Raw genomic sequence first — 16506 nt, forward strand, 5'->3', positions numbered from 1 at the left:
TCCGGTCAGCTCCGGCCCGCGCCACCGTCGGCGAAGACCAACCGCAGGATCCGGTCGTCCTCCGGCGTCGGCTGGCCCCGGCCGTCATGGTTGGAGGTGGTCACCCAGATGGATCCGTCGGGGGCGGCGGCCACCGCCCGCAACCGCCCGTAGCGGTTGGTGAGCAGCTCACGCGGCTGGCCGAGCATCGTGCCCGTGTCGGTCAGCTCGACCACCCAGAGCCGCTCGCCGCGCAGGCAGGCGGTGACTAGGAGCCGTTCCACGGCGGCCAGCCCGGAGCAGGAGGCGTCCGCCGTCGACCACTGGGTGAGCGGGTTCACGAAGCGCTTGTCGTCGCTGCGCCCCTCCACCTCCGGCCAGCCGTAGTTCTTTCCCTCGTCGATGCGGTTGATCTCGTCCCACGTGTTCTGACCGAACTCCACCGCGTACATGCGCTTGGCGTCGTCCCAGGCGAAGCCCTGCACGTTGCGGTGCCCGAGCGACCAGACGGGCGAGCCGGGGAACGGGTTGCCGGGGGCCGGTTTGCCGTCACGGGTGATCCGCAGGATCTTGCCGCCGAGGCTCTTGACGTCCTGCGAGTTCGGGCGCTGCCCGGCGTCCCCGGTGCTCGCGTAGAGCTGCCCGTCGGGACCGAAGCCCAGCCCGCCCCCGTTGTGGACGCTCGCCTTCGGGATGCCGGTCACGATGGGCGTGGGCTGCTCGCCGAGCCGCAGCCGGACGATTCGGTTGTCCCGCTCGGTGGTGTAGTAGACGAAGAGCGTCTGGTCCCGCCGGTAGTCGGGGGAGACCGCGATGCCGAGCAGCCCGCCCTCGCCGGCCGCGGCCACGTCGGTGATGGTGTGCGCCACGCTGACCCGCAGCCCGTCGGGCCCGGACTCGGGCCCGACCTTGAGGATCCGGCCGCTGTCGCGCTCCGTCACGAGGGCCCCGCCGTCGGGCAGGAACCCGATCGCCCAGGGCACCCGCAGCCCCTTGGCGAGGACCGTGGCCACCACCTGTTGGCCGGCGCCACCGGGGCTGGCCGAGGCCGACGGGGTGGGGAAGGTCGGAGGCTCGCCGGCCGGGTCCGGATCCGGCTCGCCGAAACTGCATCCGGTGGCCGCCAGCAGCAGGGCCGCGCAGGACGCCGCGAGCGCGCCACGGGCGGCGCGGGTGCGCGGGTACGGGGGACGGGGGCTCACCCGGCCCAGGGTAGCCCGCCGGCGCGTCCCGTACCGGGTGTGCACCCGCGTGGGCACCTGCGGCGGGGGCTATCGTCGGCGGGCGTGAAGGTATGGATTCCGCACGAGGCCGGGCCGGCGCTCCTCGGTGAGCTGCCCGCGGAGGTCACCGTCGAAGTCGTCGACCACCCCGACAAGCTGCCGTCCGACCCGGCCGGCGTCCGGTTCTGGGTGCCCCCGTTCCTCGCCGGTTCGGACGCGACAGCGCTCCTGCACGAGCTGCCCGACCTCGAGGTGGTGCAGCTCCTTTCGGCGGGCGCGGACGCCTGGGTCGGCCGGGTGCCGCACGGGGTGACGCTCTGCGACGCGCGCGGCGTCCACGACCCGTCCACCGCGGAGTGGGTCGTCACGGCGATCCTCGCCCAGCTTCGGGCGTTTCCGGCCTTCGCGCGGGCGCAGGCCCGCCGGGAGTGGGCGTACGACGGGGTCGCTCCCACCGACGAGCTGACCGGCAAGCGGGTGCTGATCGTCGGCGCCGGTTCGATCGGCACGGCGGTACGCAACCGGCTCGCCCCCTTCGAGGTGGAGTTCACGCTCGTGGCCCGGACGGCCCGGCCGGAGCAGGGGGTTCACGGCGTCGAGGAGCTGCCCCGACTGCTGCCCGACGCTGACGTGGTGGTGCTGCTCGTGCCGCTCACCGAGCAGACCCGCGGGCTCGTCGACGCGGATTTCCTGGCCGCCATGCGGGACGGCGCGCTGCTGGTCAACGCCGCACGGGGGCCGGTGGCGCGGACGGAGGCGCTCGTGGCGGAGCTGCGCACGGGGCGGATCTCCGCGGCGCTGGACGTCACCGACCCGGAGCCGCTGCCCGCCGACCACCCCCTGTGGGAGATGCCCAACGTGCTGCTCACGCCGCACGTCGCGGGGTCGGTGCGCGGCCTGCTGCCCCGGGCGTACCGGCTGGTCGGCGACCAGGTGCGGCGTTTCGCGGCGGGTCAGCCGCTCATCAACACGGTGGTCGACGGCTACTGAGCGCTGGCGTCCGGCAGCGCCTGACCGGTGGCCGAGACCAGGCGGGGCAGGTCGTCGCCGCGGACGGCCGGCAGCACGACCTGCTGGCCGTCGTCGAGCCGGGCCACCGCCCGCCCGCGCGGGTCGGTGGCCAGCTCGACCACCCGCTCCCACGGAATCCGCCGCTGCCCGACCAGCGCCCGCACGCGCAGCTCGCGCGCGTCCACGTCGGTGCCCGCCCGCCAGGCCCAGATGCCGACGGCGAGGGGGACGAGAAGCACCGGCACGAGGTACGCCCGGGCGTTGGCCAGCGGCAGGGCGCCGATGAAGGCGATGATCGCCGCGGCCAGGAGGGCCTGGTTGTGCCGGAAGCGGACGGTGGCGGGCTTACTCACCCTCCGATGATCCCACCCCGGACGGTACGGCCGGTGGTCGGCCCGGGCCGTGTCAGCTTTCGTCGGGGTTGACGCCCTGCGCCTGCCACGGCCGGTGTTCGGCGATCCATGCCTCCACGTCCTCCACGAGCCACACCGCTCCTCCCGCGAGGCGATCGAACGGTGCCGGGAAGTCGGGCCGGCTGGTGATCTGCACGATGCGCGCGCGGGAGACGCCAAGGCGCTCCTGTAGTTCGGCGCTGCCGTACAGCCTGCGGACCATGGATCGACGCTATGCAACGCGAGACTGACAGATACGACAGCTGTCATACTTGACACTGCTGGGTGTGGCAGGGCAAGTTCCTTATGGGCCCTGCGGCCGGCGACGGGTCGGGGCTCTCCGGTGAGCGGTCCGGGTACGTGAACGGGGTTCCGTGCCCGGACCTGCCCGGGAGTGGAGGTGGTCATGATCGAACGGGAGCTGTCTCGGGCGGAGTGGGTGCCGGAGGTGGCAAAGAGGATCATCCGGCGACACTGGATCCTCGGTTACTGCGAGCGGTGCGAGGATCGGATCGGCTCGTGTGCGGCGCTGCGGTGGGCACAGGATCGGCTCCGGGCTCTCCGCCTGGCCGGCAACCGGCCGTCCCGTTCTGAGCATTGCCCGGCCGGTCGGTGACGGAGGTCACGGCCCGCGGCGGTGGGTGGCTCGTAACCACCCGCGGTTTCGGGTCGTTGCCCCACATTGGGCACCGGACTCGTCCGGCGTCCCGCACCGCCCCCGTGCCCCCTCACGAAGGCGACCGCCGTGCTCCTCGCCCCGCCCCCACCCGTACCCGTCCGTCGCCGCCCCGCGCCGGAGGCCGCCGCGCTGGCGGTGGTGGCGCTGCTCGTCCTCGCCGGTGTCACCGGCCCGCTTCCGGCCGCGGCCGCGATCGCCCTCGGCGGCGGGGTCGGTGCGACGCTCACCGGCGTACGCCTGTCCCGGCTCGCCGGGCGTCCCGCCACCCGCCCGGCCGTCCTCCTGCTCGACGCCGGCGTCGTGGCCGCCGGGCTGGCCGCCGCCGTCCCCCCGCTGCTGGGGCCGTGGCACCGGATCGCGTCCGCAGCCGGCCCGGCCGTGGTCGCCGCCCTCGCCGTCCCCGGCCTGCGCCGGCTGCCCGGCCGGGTGCGGCGGGCGGCCCGGACCCGGTGGCGCCGGCTCACCGAGGCCGGCGCCCCGGCGGTCGGCCTCGTCCTGGCCGGCTGGCTGCTGCTGCCCCGTTCGATGGTCCCGACGCCGGCCCGGTTGGTCACGGCGGTGCTGCTCGGCGTGCTCGCCATGGCCGGTCTCACCGCGCTGACCGGCGTCCACCGCCGGCCCGGTCCGGCCACCTGCCGGGGCGGCCTCACGCTCACCCTGCTCGGGCTCGTGCTGCTGGCCGTCGTCGCGTCGGCGCCGGAGGCGGGCGCGTGGGCGCTGCTGGCCGTACCACCGTTGGTGCTCGGGATGCTGCTGGTCGCCGCCGGGGTCGAGCGCGCGGTCACGGGCGACCCGCCGCCCGCGCGGTCGGCGCCGGTGTGGCTGCGCGCGGTCGTCCCGGCCGTGGCGCTCCTGCTGGCCGCGGCGCGGCAGCTCGGATCGGGCCAGCCGCCCGACCGCGTCACGATGCTGCTCGTCCTCGCCGCGGTGCCGCCACTCGTGCTCCGCGAGGTGTTCCGCGCCGGCGGCCGGGTCGCGCGCCCCGCCGCCCCGCCGTCGACGCGCCCGCACCGTGTCGAACGCGCGCCCGGCGCGCGGCGTCCACCGGTCGCCGAGCAGCCGCCACCCGGCCCACCGGTCGGCGGGACCGCGTCCAAGGCGCGGCCCGCCGACCGCCGGGCGCTGCTGCGCGCCCTCGGGGCGCTGGCCAACGCGCCGGTGCCGGCCGGGTCGCTGCTGGTGGTGGACCTGCACGCCGCGGGCGCCGCGCCGCCGCTGCGGGACGACGTCGTGGCGGAGGCGGTCCGTCGGGCCCGCGCGCTCCTCGGCCCGCGGGACCTGCTCGCCGCGGCCGGCGGGTCCGGGTTCGCGGTGGCCACCGGCAGCGGGCCGGTGCTGGCGTACGCGCTGGGCACCCGCCTGCTCGCGGCCCTCACCGAGCCCTACCGGCTCGGCGGGGCGGTGCTCCGGGTGCAGGTGAGCATCGGTCTCGCCGAGGTCACCGCGAACGGGCCGGAGGACGTGCTGCGCCAGGCCGACCTGGCCCGGCGGCGGGCCGTGCAGCTCGGCCGGGACCGGGTCGAGTGGTACGACGCGTTCCTGGAGGAGCAGCTCGTCCGGCGGCTCGACCTGGAACGGGAGCTGCCCGGCGCGGTCGCCCGGGGCGAGCTGGACCTCGTCTACCAGCCGGTCGTGGGGCTCGCCGACCGGCTGCCCGTGGGCACCGAGGCGCTGCTGCGGTGGCGCAGCCCCGCGCTCGGCACGGTGCTCCCGCCCGAGCTGCTGCCCGTCGCCGAGGACCTGGGCATCGTCGGCGAGCTGGAGTGGTGGGTGCTCGACCGGGCCTGCCGGCAGCTCGCCGAGTGGTCCGCGGGCGGCCGCGACCTGTGGATGTCGGTCAACCTCACCACCGGGGAACTCACCACGCCGGACTTCGTGCAGCGGACGGCCGCGGTCCTGGCCGCGTACGGGGTGGCGCCCGACCGGCTGGTGGTCGAGGTCGCCGAGCCGCGGGTCGGCGCGGACCTGTCCACGGTGGTCGCCCGGCTGGCCGGGCTGCGCTCGCTCGGTGTGCGCACCGCGCTGGACGACTTCCGCGCCGAGCACGCCTCGCTGGCGCAGCTCCGCCGGCTGCCGATCGACCTGCTCAAGGTCGGCGCCGACCTCGTCGACCCGACCCCGGACGCGCCGCGCCCGCTCATCGACGTGGTGGTGAACGTGGGTGACCGGCTCGGCGTCGAGGTGGTGGTCGAGAACCTGGAGTCACCCGCGCAGGTGGACGGCGCGTTCCGGGCCGGCTGCCGGTACGGGCAGGGCTTCGGCCTCGCCCGGCCCGTCACCGCGGAACGGGTCGAGGCGTACCTCGAGGAGTTCCCGTCGGCGTCGCGCTGAACCGCATGCGCGATGCTGGTCGCCGGTGGACGCCAGATTCGTGGAAAGGCGCGGTGACATCGTGGACCAGCAGACGCTGCACGAGGGTTGGACACTGCGGGCCGTACCCGGCCCGCAGGTGCCGGGGGAGGTGGCCGGCCGGGCGATCCCCGCGACCGTGCCCGGTTGTGTGCACACGGACCTGCTCGACGCCGGGTTGATCCCCGATCCGTACCTGGACGACAACGAGCACGCCGTGGCGTGGATCGGGCGTACGGACTGGGTCTACGAGACCGGCTTCCGGCACGAGCCGGGCGGCGCGGACCGCGTCGACCTGGTCTGCGCCGGCCTCGACACGGTGGCCACGGTCGGCGTCAACGGCGTCGAGGTCGGCCGCACCGAGAACATGCACCGCGGCCACCGCTTCGACGTCCGGTCGGTGTTGCGCCCGGGCGACAACACGCTGACCGTGCGGTTCGACTCCGCCTACCGGTACGCCGAGGCGCAGCGGGACCGGCTCGGCGACCGCCCGAACGCGTATCCGGAGCCGTTCCAGTTCATCCGCAAGATGGCCTGCAACTTCGGCTGGGACTGGGGGCCGACCCTCGTGACGGCCGGCATCTGGCAGCCGATCGGGTTGCACGCCTGGTCGACGGCGCGGTTCGCGACCGTACGCCCGCTGGTGACCCTCGACGGCGCGGACGGCCGGGTGGAGCTTCACGTCGAGGTCGAGCGGGCCGGCGACGAACCGCTCACGGTGCGGGCTGCGGTGGCCGGCGTGAGCGCCGAGGCGACGATCCCGGCGGGGGAGCGAGGCGCCGTGCTCCTCCTCTCGGTCCCGACGCCGGCGCGCTGGTGGCCGCGCGGGCACGGCGAGCCGACCCGGCACCCGCTGGAGGTGACCCTGTCCGCCGCGGACGGCCGGACCCTGGACACCTGGTCCCGGCGGATCGGCTTCCGCTCGGTACGCCTCGACACCGCGCCGGACGCGCACGGCTCGGCGTTCACCCTGCACGTCAACGACGTCCCGGTCTTCGTCCGCGGGGTCAACTGGATCCCGGACGACGCGTTCCCGACCCGGATCACCCGGGGCCGGCTCGCCGAGCGGCTGAGCCAGGCCGCCGAGGCCAACGTCAACCTGCTGCGGGTCTGGGGCGGCGGCCGGTACGAGTCGGACGACTTCTACGACCTCGCCGACGAGCGGGGCTTCCTGGTGCAGCAGGACTTCCTCTTCGCCTGCGCCGCGTACCCGGAGGAGGAGCCGTTCCGCACCGAGGTCGAGGCCGAGGCGCGCGAGCAGGTGACCCGGCTCGCCGCCCACCCGTCGCTGGTGCTCTGGACCGGCAACAACGAGAACATCTGGGGCTGGCACGACTGGGACTGGCAGGAGCCGCTCGCGGGGCGCACCTGGGGCCGCGGCTACTACCTCGACCTGCTGCCCCGGGTCGTGGCCGAGCTGGACCCGACCCGGCCGTACTGGCCGGGCAGCCCCTGGTCGGGCAGCGAGGACGTGCACCCGAACGACCCGGCGCACGGCACCACCCACATCTGGGACGTCTGGAACACCGACGACTACACGAAGTACCGCGAGTACACGCCACGGTTCGTGGCCGAGTTCGGCTACCAGGCGCCGCCGGCGTACGCCACGCTGCGCCGGGCCCTCTCCGACGAGCCGCTCGCCTCCGACTCGCCCGGCATGGCGCACCACCAGAAGGCGGCCGGCGGTGACGCCAAGCTCCAGCGGGGCCTCGACGCGCACCTGCCGGCGCCGCGCGACTTCGACGACTGGCACTGGTTGACCCAGCTCGACCAGGCCCGCGCCATCCAGCTCGGCGTCGAGCACTTCCGTTCGCTCCGGCCGGTCTGCATGGGCGCCATCGTCTGGCAGCTCAACGACTGCTGGCCGGTCACCTCCTGGTCGGCCGTGGACGGGGACGGCCGGCGCAAGCCGCTCTGGTACGCGCTGCGCCGGGCGTACGCCGACCGCCTGCTCACCGTGCAGCCGCGCGACGGCGGCCTGGCCGTGGTGGCGGTGAACGACGGCGGCACCCCGTGGCGCGGCACCGTCTCGGTGACCCGGCTGACCGTGGCCGGCGAGCCACGGGCGAAGGCCGAGCTGGAGCTGGACGTGCCCGCGTACGGCTCGGTGACGCTGGCGCTGCCGGCGGAGCTGGCGCGGCCGGACGAAGCGCGGCGCGAACTGCTGGTCGCGGAGGCCGGCGACACCGCCGAGCGCGCACTGTGGTTCTTCGCCGAGGACAAGGACGTCGACTGGCCGGCGGCGCGGTTCGACGCGGCGGTCGAGCCCGTCGACGGTGGCCAGCGGGTACGGGTGACGGCCGGTACGGTGCTGCGCGACCTCACCCTCTTCCCGGACCGCCTCGACCCGGCGGCCACCGTGGACGAGGCGCTGGTCACGCTCCTGCCCGGAGAGTCGGCCACGTTCACCGTGCGGTCTGCGCGCCCGCTCGACCGGGCGGCGCTGACCGCCCGTCCGGTGCTGCGCTGCGTCAACGACATGTGAGCAGCGGCGTTGCGGGGAAAGACGACGATCCGGCGGGGGCGCCTCCCCGCCGGATCGTCCGGTCGGCCGTTCCGTGGCCGGGTGTCAGGCCCGGGCCGCGGCGAGCACCTGGCCGACCAGTTCCCCCGAGGTGCCCGAGCGCTCGTACTCGGGGCGGTGCAGGGTGCCGCCCATGAGCGGGCGGGGGTTCCGGTGCACCGCCGGGCTGTCCGACGTCACCAGCGCCGCGAAGTGGAACTCGGTGGCGCCGGTGGCCTCGATGATGCGGGTGATGTTGCGCGGGGTGATGCCGCCGCCGGGCATGACGATGATGCGGTCACCGGCCCGGCGGACCAGCTCGGCGATGAGCGGTGCCCCCTCCAGCACGCTCACCTCCTGGCCCGAGGTGAGCACCCGGTCGACGCCCAGCTCGACGAGCTGTTCCAACGCCTCGAACGGGTCCCGCACCATGTCGAAGGCGCGGTGGAAGGTGACGCTCGCGTCGCCCGCCGCCTCGATCAGCTTGCGGGTCGTGGGGACGTCGACGTCCCCCTCGGCGGTCAGCGCGCCGATCACCACGCCGTGCGCCCCGGCCGCCACGGCGGCCCGCACGTCGACCACCATGGCCTCGATCTCGGCGGGTGAGTAGATGAAGTCGCCGGCGCGGGGCCGGACGATGACGTGCACCCGGATCCGGTCCACGCTGCGCAGGGCGGTCTCGATGGTGCCGATGCTCGGGGTGAGCCCGCCGTCGAAGAGCGCGGAGCACAGCTCCACCCGATCGGCGCCGGCCGCCTCGGCGGCGATCGCCCCCTCGACGCTGTCGATGCAGATCTCGAATGTCGTCATCTGTCTTCCTTCTCCGTGCGGGGCGATCCCGCGGTCCAATCGATGGCGGCGGTGATCTCGCCCACCGGCTTCCCGCCGCCGAGCACCGGCACGCGGCGCAGCTCCCGGGCGCCGTCGACCGGCACCCCGGCCGCCGCCAGGGCGGCGAGCGCGATCGCGGTGGTGGCCCGGGGGCTGCCGTCGACCACCTTCACGGCGACCGCGTGGCCGTCGGGCGTGGCCACCCCGAGGACGCCCTCGGCGCCGCCCTTGGCGAGCACACCGGGCAGTGCCCGCATGAGGTCGGTGTTCGGGTGGCCGTGCCACCCGCCGACGTACTCCGGGTGGCGGCGCATCGCCTCGGCCACCCGCGCCTCGTCGCTGTCCGGCTTCGCGGTGGCCAGGGCCTGGAACGTGCGGGCCAGGCCGGTCAGCGGCAGACCGAACAGCGGCGCGCCGCAGCCGTCCACGGCGACGGCGCTGACCGGCGCGCCGGCCAGCCGCTCGACGGCGGCGGCGACCTCCTGCTGCACGGGGTGTGCCCGGTCCAGGTAGTCGTCGGTCGACCAGCCGCGGGCCGCGGCGGCCAGCAGCATGGCGGCGTGCTTGCCCGAGCAGTTCATCCGGATCCGGGACCGCTGCTCGCCGGCGCGGATCAGCCGCTCCCGCGTCGGCTCGTCCTCGGGCCAGTCGACGGGGCAGCCGAGTGCCTCCTCGGCAAGCCCCGCGGTGGCGAGCAGCTCGCGTACCACGGCGACGTGGCGGTCGTCGCCGGTGTGGCTGCCCGCGGCGATGGCCAACGCCGGCCCGGTGAGCGCGCCGGCGGCCGGCGAACCGGGCCCGGCGGCCGTCACGACGGCGAGGCACGCGAGCGCCTGCACCGGCTTGAGGGTGGAGCGGGGCAACACCGGCTCGTCGGGCACGCCCGCGCTCAGCGCGACCGCGCCGGACGGGTCGAGCACGACGGCGCTGCCGACGTGGCGGCTCTCCACGAAGCCGTTGCGGACCACCCGGGCCAGTTCGGCGTACGGGGCGATGGTCATCGGGCGGTACCCCCTCGGGTGAGCGGCGGCGCGTCGGTTCCCGGCGCGGCGCTGCGGCCGCGGGTGGTGAGCCGGCCGTTGCGGGCCTGCAGGACGCGGGCGACCTTCGACAGCGAGGCGTTGACCGCCAGGTAGACCAGCGCCACCACGAGGAAGGTCTGGATGAGCAGGTTGGTGTACGACGCGAGCACCTGGCCGCTGTAGAGCAACTCGGTGTAGCTCACCACGAAGCCGAGCGACGTGTCCTTGAGCAGACCCACCAGTTGGCTCACCAGCGACGGGGTGAGCCGCAGGAGGGCCTGCGGCAGCACCACGAGCCGCATGACCTGTCCCCGGCGCAACCCGATGGCCAGGCCCGCCTCGGTCTGGCCGCGGTCCAGCGCCTTGATGCCGGCGCGGAAGATCTCGGCGAACGCCGCCGAGTTGGACACCACGAGCGGCGCCACGAGCTTCCAGAACAGCGGGAAGTTGAGCCCGTACTTCGGCAGCGCGAACAGCGTCACGTAGACCAGCAGCAGCGCCGGCACGGTCCGGAAGATCTCCACGTACGCGCCGGCCAACCAGCGCAGCGGTCGGTGCGCCGACAGCCGGCCGAGCGCGAGCAGCAGCCCGAGCGCGGCGCTGAGCACGGCGGTCGCCGCGGCCGCGAGCAGGGTGGCCTTGAGCGCGTCGAGCAGGTAGCGCCAGATCGGCCAGGTGGTGAAGGGCTGCCACCGCTCGGCGGCGAGTTCGCCGTGGCTCGCGAACTGGTGGACCGCCCAGGCGAGCCCGCCCACGAGCGCGAGCGCGCCGACCGCGGTGGCGATCCGGATCCGGCGCTGGGCCCGGGGGCCGGGCACGTCGAAGAGGATCTGCTGGTTGGGGCTCATCGGACGATCGCCAACCTTCGCTCCAGCAGGCCGGTGAGCCGGCCGATCACCAGCGCCAGCAGCATGTACGCGAGACCCGCGCCGGTGAAGACGGCGATCGGCTGGGCCTCGACGAGGTTCACGTTGTTGGCGGCCTGGGTCAGCTCGACCACGCCGACCGCGGCGGCCAGCGAGGTGTTCATGAGCAGCGCGATGATGATGTTGCCCATCGGCTGGATCACCGCGCGCAGCCCCTGCGGCAGGATGACGTACCGCAGGGACTGGCTGAAGGTGAGCCCGATGGCGCGGGCCGCCTCGGCCTGTCCGACGCCGACCGTGTTGATGCCGGCGCGGATGGCCTCGGCGAGGTACGCCCCCTCGTACGCGGCGATCACGATGGCCGCCGAGGTGAACAGCGGGAACGTGATGCCGATCGTGGGCAGGGCGAAGACGAAGAGCACCAGCAGGGCCAGCAGCGGCAGGTTCTGCAGCACCTCGACGTAGACGGTGCCGACGCCGCGCAGCAGCGGCACCGGGCAGACCCGCAGTGTCGCCACGACGACGCCGAGCAGCAGCGCGCCGATGGTGGTCACGACGGTCAGCTGGACCGTCGTGACCAGCCCGTGGCCGAGTTCGTCGAGGTGACCGGTGAGGGCGTCCATGTCGGGGTGACGATCCTCAGGAGCCCTCGACGGAACCGATCGCCGGCGGGGTGGGCGTGCCGCCCTCCACCACCGAGCCGAGGGTGCTCTGCCACACCTTCGCCCAGGTGCCGTCGGCCTGGATCTTCCGCAGCCAGTTGTTGACGAACTCCTTGAACTGCGCGTCCTCCCGGTTGAGGCCGATGCCGTACGCCTCGGTGGTGAACGGCTCGCCGACCACCTTCATCCCCGGGTTCGACTTGGCGTTCGAGGCGAGGAGGGTGAAGTCCTGCACGTACGCGTCGCCGCGCTTCTGGAGCAACGCCTGGACGGCCTGCGGGTCGGTGGCGAAGGCGACCTGCTTGGAGCCGGGGGCGGCGCTCGGCAGGGCGGTGACGGCCGGGGTGTTGGCGCCCACGATGACGGTCTTGCCGGCCAGGTCCTTGACGCTCTTGATGCTCGTCTCGTCCTTGCGCACCGCCACCGCGAGGCCGGAGGTCAGGTACGGCCCGGCGAAGTTGACCTGGGTGGCCCGCTGCGGGGTGATCGTGTAGGTCTGGAAGACCGCGTCGACCTCCTTGGCCTGGAGCATCGCCTCCCGGGTCTGGGTGCCGATGGTCACGGTCTTCACCTCGGGCTTGCCGATGATGTACTTGGCCAGCAGCTTGGCCATGTCGGCGTCGAAGCCCTCGATCTCGCCGGTCGTGGGGTTCTGCTGGGACAGCAGCGGCGCGTCCAGCGACCCGCCGACGCTCAGGTAGCCGCGCTTGCGGATGGCGTCCATGGTGGAGCCGGCCGGGATGTCGGCGTCGGACGCCACCGGCGCGGCGTCGAACACGGACTGGTCCACCTTCTGGCCGCCGGGCTTGCCGGGCAGGGCCGGGGCGGAGCCGCCGTCGCCGCACCCGGCGGCAGCGAGCGCGACCGTGACGGCTGTGGCGGCGATCGTCAGCGCACGGCGGCGCGTGACGTTCGTGGAGAGGATCGACATGCCACCCTCCTTCGGGGGTCAGTGTTGGAGGATCTTGGAGAGGAAGTCGCGCGCCCGGTCGGTGCGGGGCGCGGCGAAGAACTCGTCGGGGGTGCCGGTCTCGAGGATCCGGCCGTCGTCCATGAAGACGACCCGGTCGGCGGCGCGGCGGGCGAAGCCCATCTCGTGCGTCACCACGATCATGGTCATCCCCTCGGCGGCCAGGGAGACCATGACGTCCAGCACCTCGTTGACCATCTCCGGGTCGAGGGCCGAGGTCGGCTCGTCGAAGAGGAGCACCTTGGGCCGCATGGCCAGCGCGCGGGCGATGGCCGCGCGCTGCTGCTGCCCGCCGGAGAGCTGGGCGGGGTAGCGGTCCGCCTTGTCGGCGATGCCCACCCGGTCGAGCAGGGCCATTGCCTCCTCGCGGGCCGCGGCCTTCGACACGCGCCGCACCCGGAGGGGGCCGAGCGTGACGTTGTCGAGCACCGTCCGGTGGCCGAACAGGTTGAACGACTGGAAGACCATGCCCACGTCGGCGCGCAGTCGGGCGAGCTTGCGACCCTCGGCGGGCAGCGGCTCGCCGTCGATCTCGATGCTGCCGGCGCCCGCGACCTCGAGCCGGTTGAGGCAGCGGCAGAGCGTCGACTTGCCGGAGCCGGACGGCCCCACCACGACCACCACCTCGCCGGCGGCCACCGTGAGGTCGACGTCCTTGAGCACGTGCAGCGGGCCGAACCACTTCTGCAGGCCGCGGACGGCCACCATCGGCCGGTCGGGACGGGTGGGCCCGGTCCGGCCCGCGAGGTCGGTTGCCGCCGTCGGTGCCACAGCTCGCCTACTTCCTACGACGCTCGAACTAAGTTTCCGTTCACTTCGAATCAACGTCGCCATCTAAAGCGACACGCCAAAGCAAGTCAACCGCTTGCTGGAACGAAGTTCGGGGTGTTAAGAACCTCGGGTGACGATCGGTGACGCCCCACGTGAGGGCCTGCGCGGCGGCGCCCCCCGTGACCTGCTCCGGCTGGTGGCCAGCGGCGCCGCGGCCAGCCGCGCCGATCTCGCCCGGCTGTCCGGGCTCTCACCGTCCACCGTGTCCCTGCGCGTCGAGGCGCTGATCAGCGAGGGGCTGCTCCAGGAGACCGGCGACGGGAAGTCCCGGGGCGGCCGGCGCCCCAGACGACTCGCGCTGCCCACCGGCGGCGCCCTGGTCGGCGCCATCGACCTGGGCGCGCACCACGCCCGCCTCGGCACGCTCGACCTCTCCGGGCGGGTGGTCGAGGTGCGGTCCCGTCCGGTACGCATCGAGGACGGGCCGGAGGCCGTGCTCGGCGCGCTCCTCGACGAGGTAGCCGCGCTGGCGCCCGCGACCGCGCCGGTGCCCGCCCAGCGGGGCGACGGCACGGCGGCCGACGCGCTGCGCGGCATCGGCATCGGCATCCCCGGTCCCGTGCAGTTCGACACCGGCCGGATCGTCAGCCCGTCACGGATGCCCGGGTGGAACGGCTTCGACGTGCGCGCCTTCTGCGCCGAGCGGATCGACGTGCCGGTCGTCGTCGACAACGACGCCAACCTCATGGCGCTCGGCGAGCACCGGGCCGCCCACCCCGACCTCGACCACGCCGTCTACGTGAAGGCCGGCACCGGCATCGGCGCCGGGGTCATCTCCGGCGGGCGGCTGCACCGGGGCGCCCAGGGCTCCGCCGGGGACATCAGCCACTGCCGCGTGATGGCCGATCCGGAGCCCCTGTGCAGCTGCGGGAACACCGGCTGCCTGGAGGCGGTGGCCAGCGGCGCGGCCCTGGTCGCCGCGCTGCGCGAGCAGGGCGTGCCGGTCGAGGACCTCACCGGCGTCATGCGGCTCATCGAGGACGGCGACCGGCACGCCACGGCGCTCGCCCGCCGGGCCGGCCGGTCGATCGGAGAGATCCTGGCCGTCGTGGTCAACTTCTTCAATCCGCAGGTCGTGGCGATCGGCGGGCGGCTCGCCGACTGCGAACCGCTGCTGGCCAGCATGCGGGCCACGCTCTACGAGCGGTGCCTGCCGCTCGCCACGCAGGCGCTGCTCATCGAGCGGGTCGTGGCCGGCCCGGACGTCGGCATCATGGGCGCGGCCCAGCTCGTCATCGACCGGATCGTCGACCCCGCCTGACCGGGCGTGGGCGACGGACCGGGTCGCGGCCGGATCCGGGCCCGACGCGGGGTTGTCGCGCCGGGACCCGGAGCGTCGGTCACTCGGGGACGCGGCGGTAGGCGCCGTCGCTGGCCGAGGTCGCCATCGAGGCGTACGCCCGCAGCGCCGCGGAGACCGGCCGCTGCCGGTCGGCCGGGGTGTACGGCCGGTCCCGCTTCTCCTCGGCGACCCGGCGGGCCTGGAGCACGTCCTCGGGCACGTTCAGCTCGATCGACCGGGCCGGGATGTCGATGACGACCTCGTCGCCCTCCCGCACCAGCGCGATGAGGCCCCCGGAGGCGGCCTCGGGCGAGACGTGCCCGATGGACAGGCCCGACGTGCCGCCGGAGAACCGCCCGTCGGTCAGCAGCGCGCACGCGCGGCCCAACCCGCGGCCCTTGAGGAACGAGGTCGGGTAGAGCATCTCCTGCATGCCGGGGCCGCCCTTCGGCCCCTCGTACCGGATCACCACCACGTCGCCGGCCACGATGCGCTTGTTGAGGATGGCCTCGACGGCGTCGTCCTGCGACTCGAACACCTTCGCCGGGCCGCGGAAGGTCAGGCACTCCTCGGGCACACCGGCCGTCTTCACGACGCAGCCGTCGGGCGCGAGGTTGCCGTGCAGGATCGCCAGCCCGCCGTCGGCGCTGTAGGCGTGTTCCCGGTCCCGGATGCAGCCGCCGGCCGCGTCGGTGTCCAGCGACGACCAGCGGTTGGTGGTCGAGAACGGCTCGGTGGTGCGCACCCCGCCCGGCGCGGCGTGGAACAGCTCGACGGCCTCCGGCACCGCGGCGCCGCCGCGGACATCCCAGTCGGCGAGCCACCGGTCGAGGGAGGGGGAGTGCACGGCGTGCACGTCCCGGTGGAGCAGCCCGGCGCGGTCCAGCTCGCCGAGGATGGCCGGGATGCCGCCGGCCCGGTGCACGTCCTCCATGTGGTACTGCGGCGAGTTCGGCGCGACCTTCGCGAGGCACGGCACCCGGCGGGAGATCGCGTCGATGTCGGCCACGCCGAAGTCGAGCTCGGCCTCGCGGGCGGCGGCCAGCAGGTGCAGCACCGTGTTCGTGGAGCCGCCCATGGCCACGTCGAGGGCGACCGCGTTCTCGAAGGCCGGCCGGGACGCGATCGCGCGCGGCAGCACCGAGGCGTCGTCCTGCTCGTACCACCGCTTGGCGATCTCCACGACGGTGCGCCCCGCCTCGACGAAGAGCGACCGGCGCGCGGCGTGCGTGGCCAGCGTCGAGCCGTTGCCGGGCAGCGCGAGCCCGATGGCCTCGGTGAGGCAGTTCATCGAGTTGGCGGTGAACATGCCGGAGCACGAGCCGCAGGTCGGGCAGGCGGAGCGTTCGATGGCGCCCAGCTGGTCGTCGGTGACCGCCTCGTTGGACGAGGCGATCATCGCGTCGATCAGGTCGATCTTGCTGTGCACGATGCCCTCGATGGCCACCGTCTTGCCGGCCTCCATCGGGCCGCCGGAGACGAAGACCGTGGGGATGTTGAGCCGGAGCGCGGCGAGCAGCATGCCCGGCGTGATCTTGTCGCAGTTCGAGATGCACACGAGGGCGTCCGCGCAGTGCGCGTTGACCATGTACTCCACGGCGTCGGCGATCAGCTCCCGGCTGGGCAGGGAGTAGAGCATGCCGCCGTGCCCCATGGCGATGCCGTCGTCGACCGCGATGGTGTTGAACTCCCGCCCCACCCCGCCGGCCTCGGCGACCGCGTCGGCGACCAGGCCGCCGAGGTCCTTGAGGTGGACGTGGCCCGGTACGAACTGGGTGAAACTGTTGGCGATGGCGACGATCGGCTTGCCGAAGTCGTCGTCGGTCATCCCGGTGGCCCGCCAGAGGGCCCGGGCACCGGCCATCGTCCGACCGTGCGTGGAGGTCTTCGACCGCAGCTCAGGCAT

14 protein-coding genes are annotated in these 16506 nt (G+C 74.2%); 4 read left to right on the forward strand and 10 right to left on the reverse strand.

Annotated elements, in window-relative coordinates; genetic code table 11:
* Positions 1-5: 5 nt before the first annotated feature.
* Positions 6-1181, reverse strand: coding sequence for a PQQ-dependent sugar dehydrogenase (locus ACSNOA_RS08025; RefSeq protein WP_436657299.1), 1176 nt, complete (start codon positions 1179-1181; stop codon positions 6-8).
* 84 nt (positions 1182-1265) lie between these two features.
* On the opposite strand from ACSNOA_RS08025, the gene ACSNOA_RS08030 reads away from it, so the two are divergent.
* Positions 1266-2192 carry a 2-hydroxyacid dehydrogenase gene (locus ACSNOA_RS08030; RefSeq protein ID WP_436657300.1) on the forward strand — a complete coding sequence of 309 codons (927 nt, stop codon included), beginning with the start codon at positions 1266-1268 and terminating at the stop codon, positions 2190-2192.
* Here ACSNOA_RS08030 and ACSNOA_RS08035 read toward each other — a convergent pair.
* Together ACSNOA_RS08035 and ACSNOA_RS08040 are read right to left on the reverse strand one after the other, a co-directional pair.
* Positions 2186-2566 (reverse strand): PH domain-containing protein, encoded by a 381-nt coding sequence (locus tag ACSNOA_RS08035; protein ID WP_436657301.1) that lies wholly within the window; start codon positions 2564-2566, stop codon positions 2186-2188. The two genes, ACSNOA_RS08030 and ACSNOA_RS08035, sit on opposite strands and share 7 nt — an antisense overlap.
* 52 nt (positions 2567-2618) lie before the next feature.
* Complete coding sequence (locus tag ACSNOA_RS08040; protein WP_436657302.1) at positions 2619-2828, reverse strand: helix-turn-helix transcriptional regulator; 210 nt, start codon at positions 2826-2828, stop codon at positions 2619-2621.
* Between the two features lie 522 nt (positions 2829-3350).
* Between ACSNOA_RS08040 and ACSNOA_RS08045 the strand changes: the two genes are divergently transcribed.
* Both ACSNOA_RS08045 and ACSNOA_RS08050 read left to right on the forward strand, forming a co-directional pair.
* Positions 3351-5615: an EAL domain-containing protein gene (locus tag ACSNOA_RS08045; RefSeq protein ID WP_436657303.1), complete on the forward strand. Its 2265-nt coding sequence runs from the start codon at positions 3351-3353 to the stop codon at positions 5613-5615.
* Positions 5616-5673: 58 nt separating this feature from the next.
* Positions 5674-8118, forward strand: a complete 2445-nt coding sequence (locus ACSNOA_RS08050; protein ID WP_436658344.1) for a glycoside hydrolase family 2 protein — start codon at positions 5674-5676, stop codon at positions 8116-8118.
* Between the two features lie 84 nt (positions 8119-8202).
* Here the strand turns inward: ACSNOA_RS08050 and ACSNOA_RS08055 are convergent, their stop codons facing one another.
* From ACSNOA_RS08055 to ACSNOA_RS08080, 6 genes are read right to left on the reverse strand one after another with little or no spacing between them, the layout of a single operon-like run.
* Entirely contained in the window at positions 8203-8946 is a 744-nt protein-coding gene (locus tag ACSNOA_RS08055; RefSeq protein WP_436657304.1) for a copper homeostasis protein CutC, read from the reverse strand.
* Entirely contained in the window at positions 8943-9968 is a 1026-nt protein-coding gene (locus ACSNOA_RS08060) for an asparaginase (protein ID WP_436657305.1), read from the reverse strand. Before ACSNOA_RS08060 ends, ACSNOA_RS08055 begins: the two co-directional genes overlap by 4 nt.
* Positions 9965-10837 carry an amino acid ABC transporter permease gene (locus ACSNOA_RS08065; RefSeq protein WP_436657306.1) on the reverse strand — a complete coding sequence of 291 codons (873 nt, stop codon included), beginning with the start codon at positions 10835-10837 and terminating at the stop codon, positions 9965-9967. Before ACSNOA_RS08065 ends, ACSNOA_RS08060 begins: the two co-directional genes overlap by 4 nt.
* The gene (locus ACSNOA_RS08070) at positions 10834-11478 is read right to left on the reverse strand and encodes an amino acid ABC transporter permease (RefSeq protein WP_436657307.1); all 645 of its coding nucleotides are present in this window, start codon (positions 11476-11478) and stop codon (positions 10834-10836) included. Before ACSNOA_RS08070 ends, ACSNOA_RS08065 begins: the two co-directional genes overlap by 4 nt.
* A gap of 16 nt (positions 11479-11494) precedes the next feature.
* Positions 11495-12448, reverse strand: coding sequence for a glutamate ABC transporter substrate-binding protein (locus ACSNOA_RS08075; RefSeq protein WP_436657308.1), 954 nt, complete (start codon positions 12446-12448; stop codon positions 11495-11497).
* A gap of 18 nt (positions 12449-12466) precedes the next feature.
* A complete protein-coding gene (locus ACSNOA_RS08080) occupies positions 12467-13195 on the reverse strand; it encodes an amino acid ABC transporter ATP-binding protein (RefSeq protein WP_436658345.1) in 729 nt (242 codons plus the stop codon).
* Between the two features lie 193 nt (positions 13196-13388).
* Between ACSNOA_RS08080 and ACSNOA_RS08085 the strand changes: the two genes are divergently transcribed.
* Entirely contained in the window at positions 13389-14579 is a 1191-nt protein-coding gene (locus tag ACSNOA_RS08085; protein ID WP_436657309.1) for an ROK family protein, read from the forward strand.
* 79 nt (positions 14580-14658) lie between these two features.
* Here the strand turns inward: ACSNOA_RS08085 and ilvD are convergent, their stop codons facing one another.
* Positions 14659-16506, reverse strand: a complete 1848-nt coding sequence (gene ilvD / locus ACSNOA_RS08090) for a dihydroxy-acid dehydratase (protein WP_436657310.1) — start codon at positions 16504-16506, stop codon at positions 14659-14661.

Source organism: Micromonospora sp. URMC 103 (genome assembly GCF_051386435.1).
GTDB lineage: Bacteria > Actinomycetota > Actinomycetes > Mycobacteriales > Micromonosporaceae > Micromonospora.

Coding starts and splice junctions, on each gene's coding strand:
- ACSNOA_RS08040 (WP_436657302.1), bottom strand. CDS start 2,828: ATGGTCCGCAGGCTGTACGGCAGCGCCGAACTACAGGAGCGCCTTGGC.
- ACSNOA_RS08055 (WP_436657304.1), bottom strand. CDS start 8,946: ATGACGACATTCGAGATCTGCATCGACAGCGTCGAGGGGGCGATCGCC.
- ACSNOA_RS08060 (WP_436657305.1), bottom strand. CDS start 9,968: ATGACCATCGCCCCGTACGCCGAACTGGCCCGGGTGGTCCGCAACGGC.
- ACSNOA_RS08065 (WP_436657306.1), bottom strand. CDS start 10,837: ATGAGCCCCAACCAGCAGATCCTCTTCGACGTGCCCGGCCCCCGGGCC.
- ACSNOA_RS08070 (WP_436657307.1), bottom strand. CDS start 11,478: ATGGACGCCCTCACCGGTCACCTCGACGAACTCGGCCACGGGCTGGTC.
- ACSNOA_RS08075 (WP_436657308.1), bottom strand. CDS start 12,448: ATGTCGATCCTCTCCACGAACGTCACGCGCCGCCGTGCGCTGACGATC.
- ACSNOA_RS08080 (WP_436658345.1), bottom strand. CDS start 13,195: ATGGTGGCCGTCCGCGGCCTGCAGAAGTGGTTCGGCCCGCTGCACGTG.
- ilvD (WP_436657310.1), bottom strand. CDS start 16,506: ATGCCTGAGCTGCGGTCGAAGACCTCCACGCACGGTCGGACGATGGCC.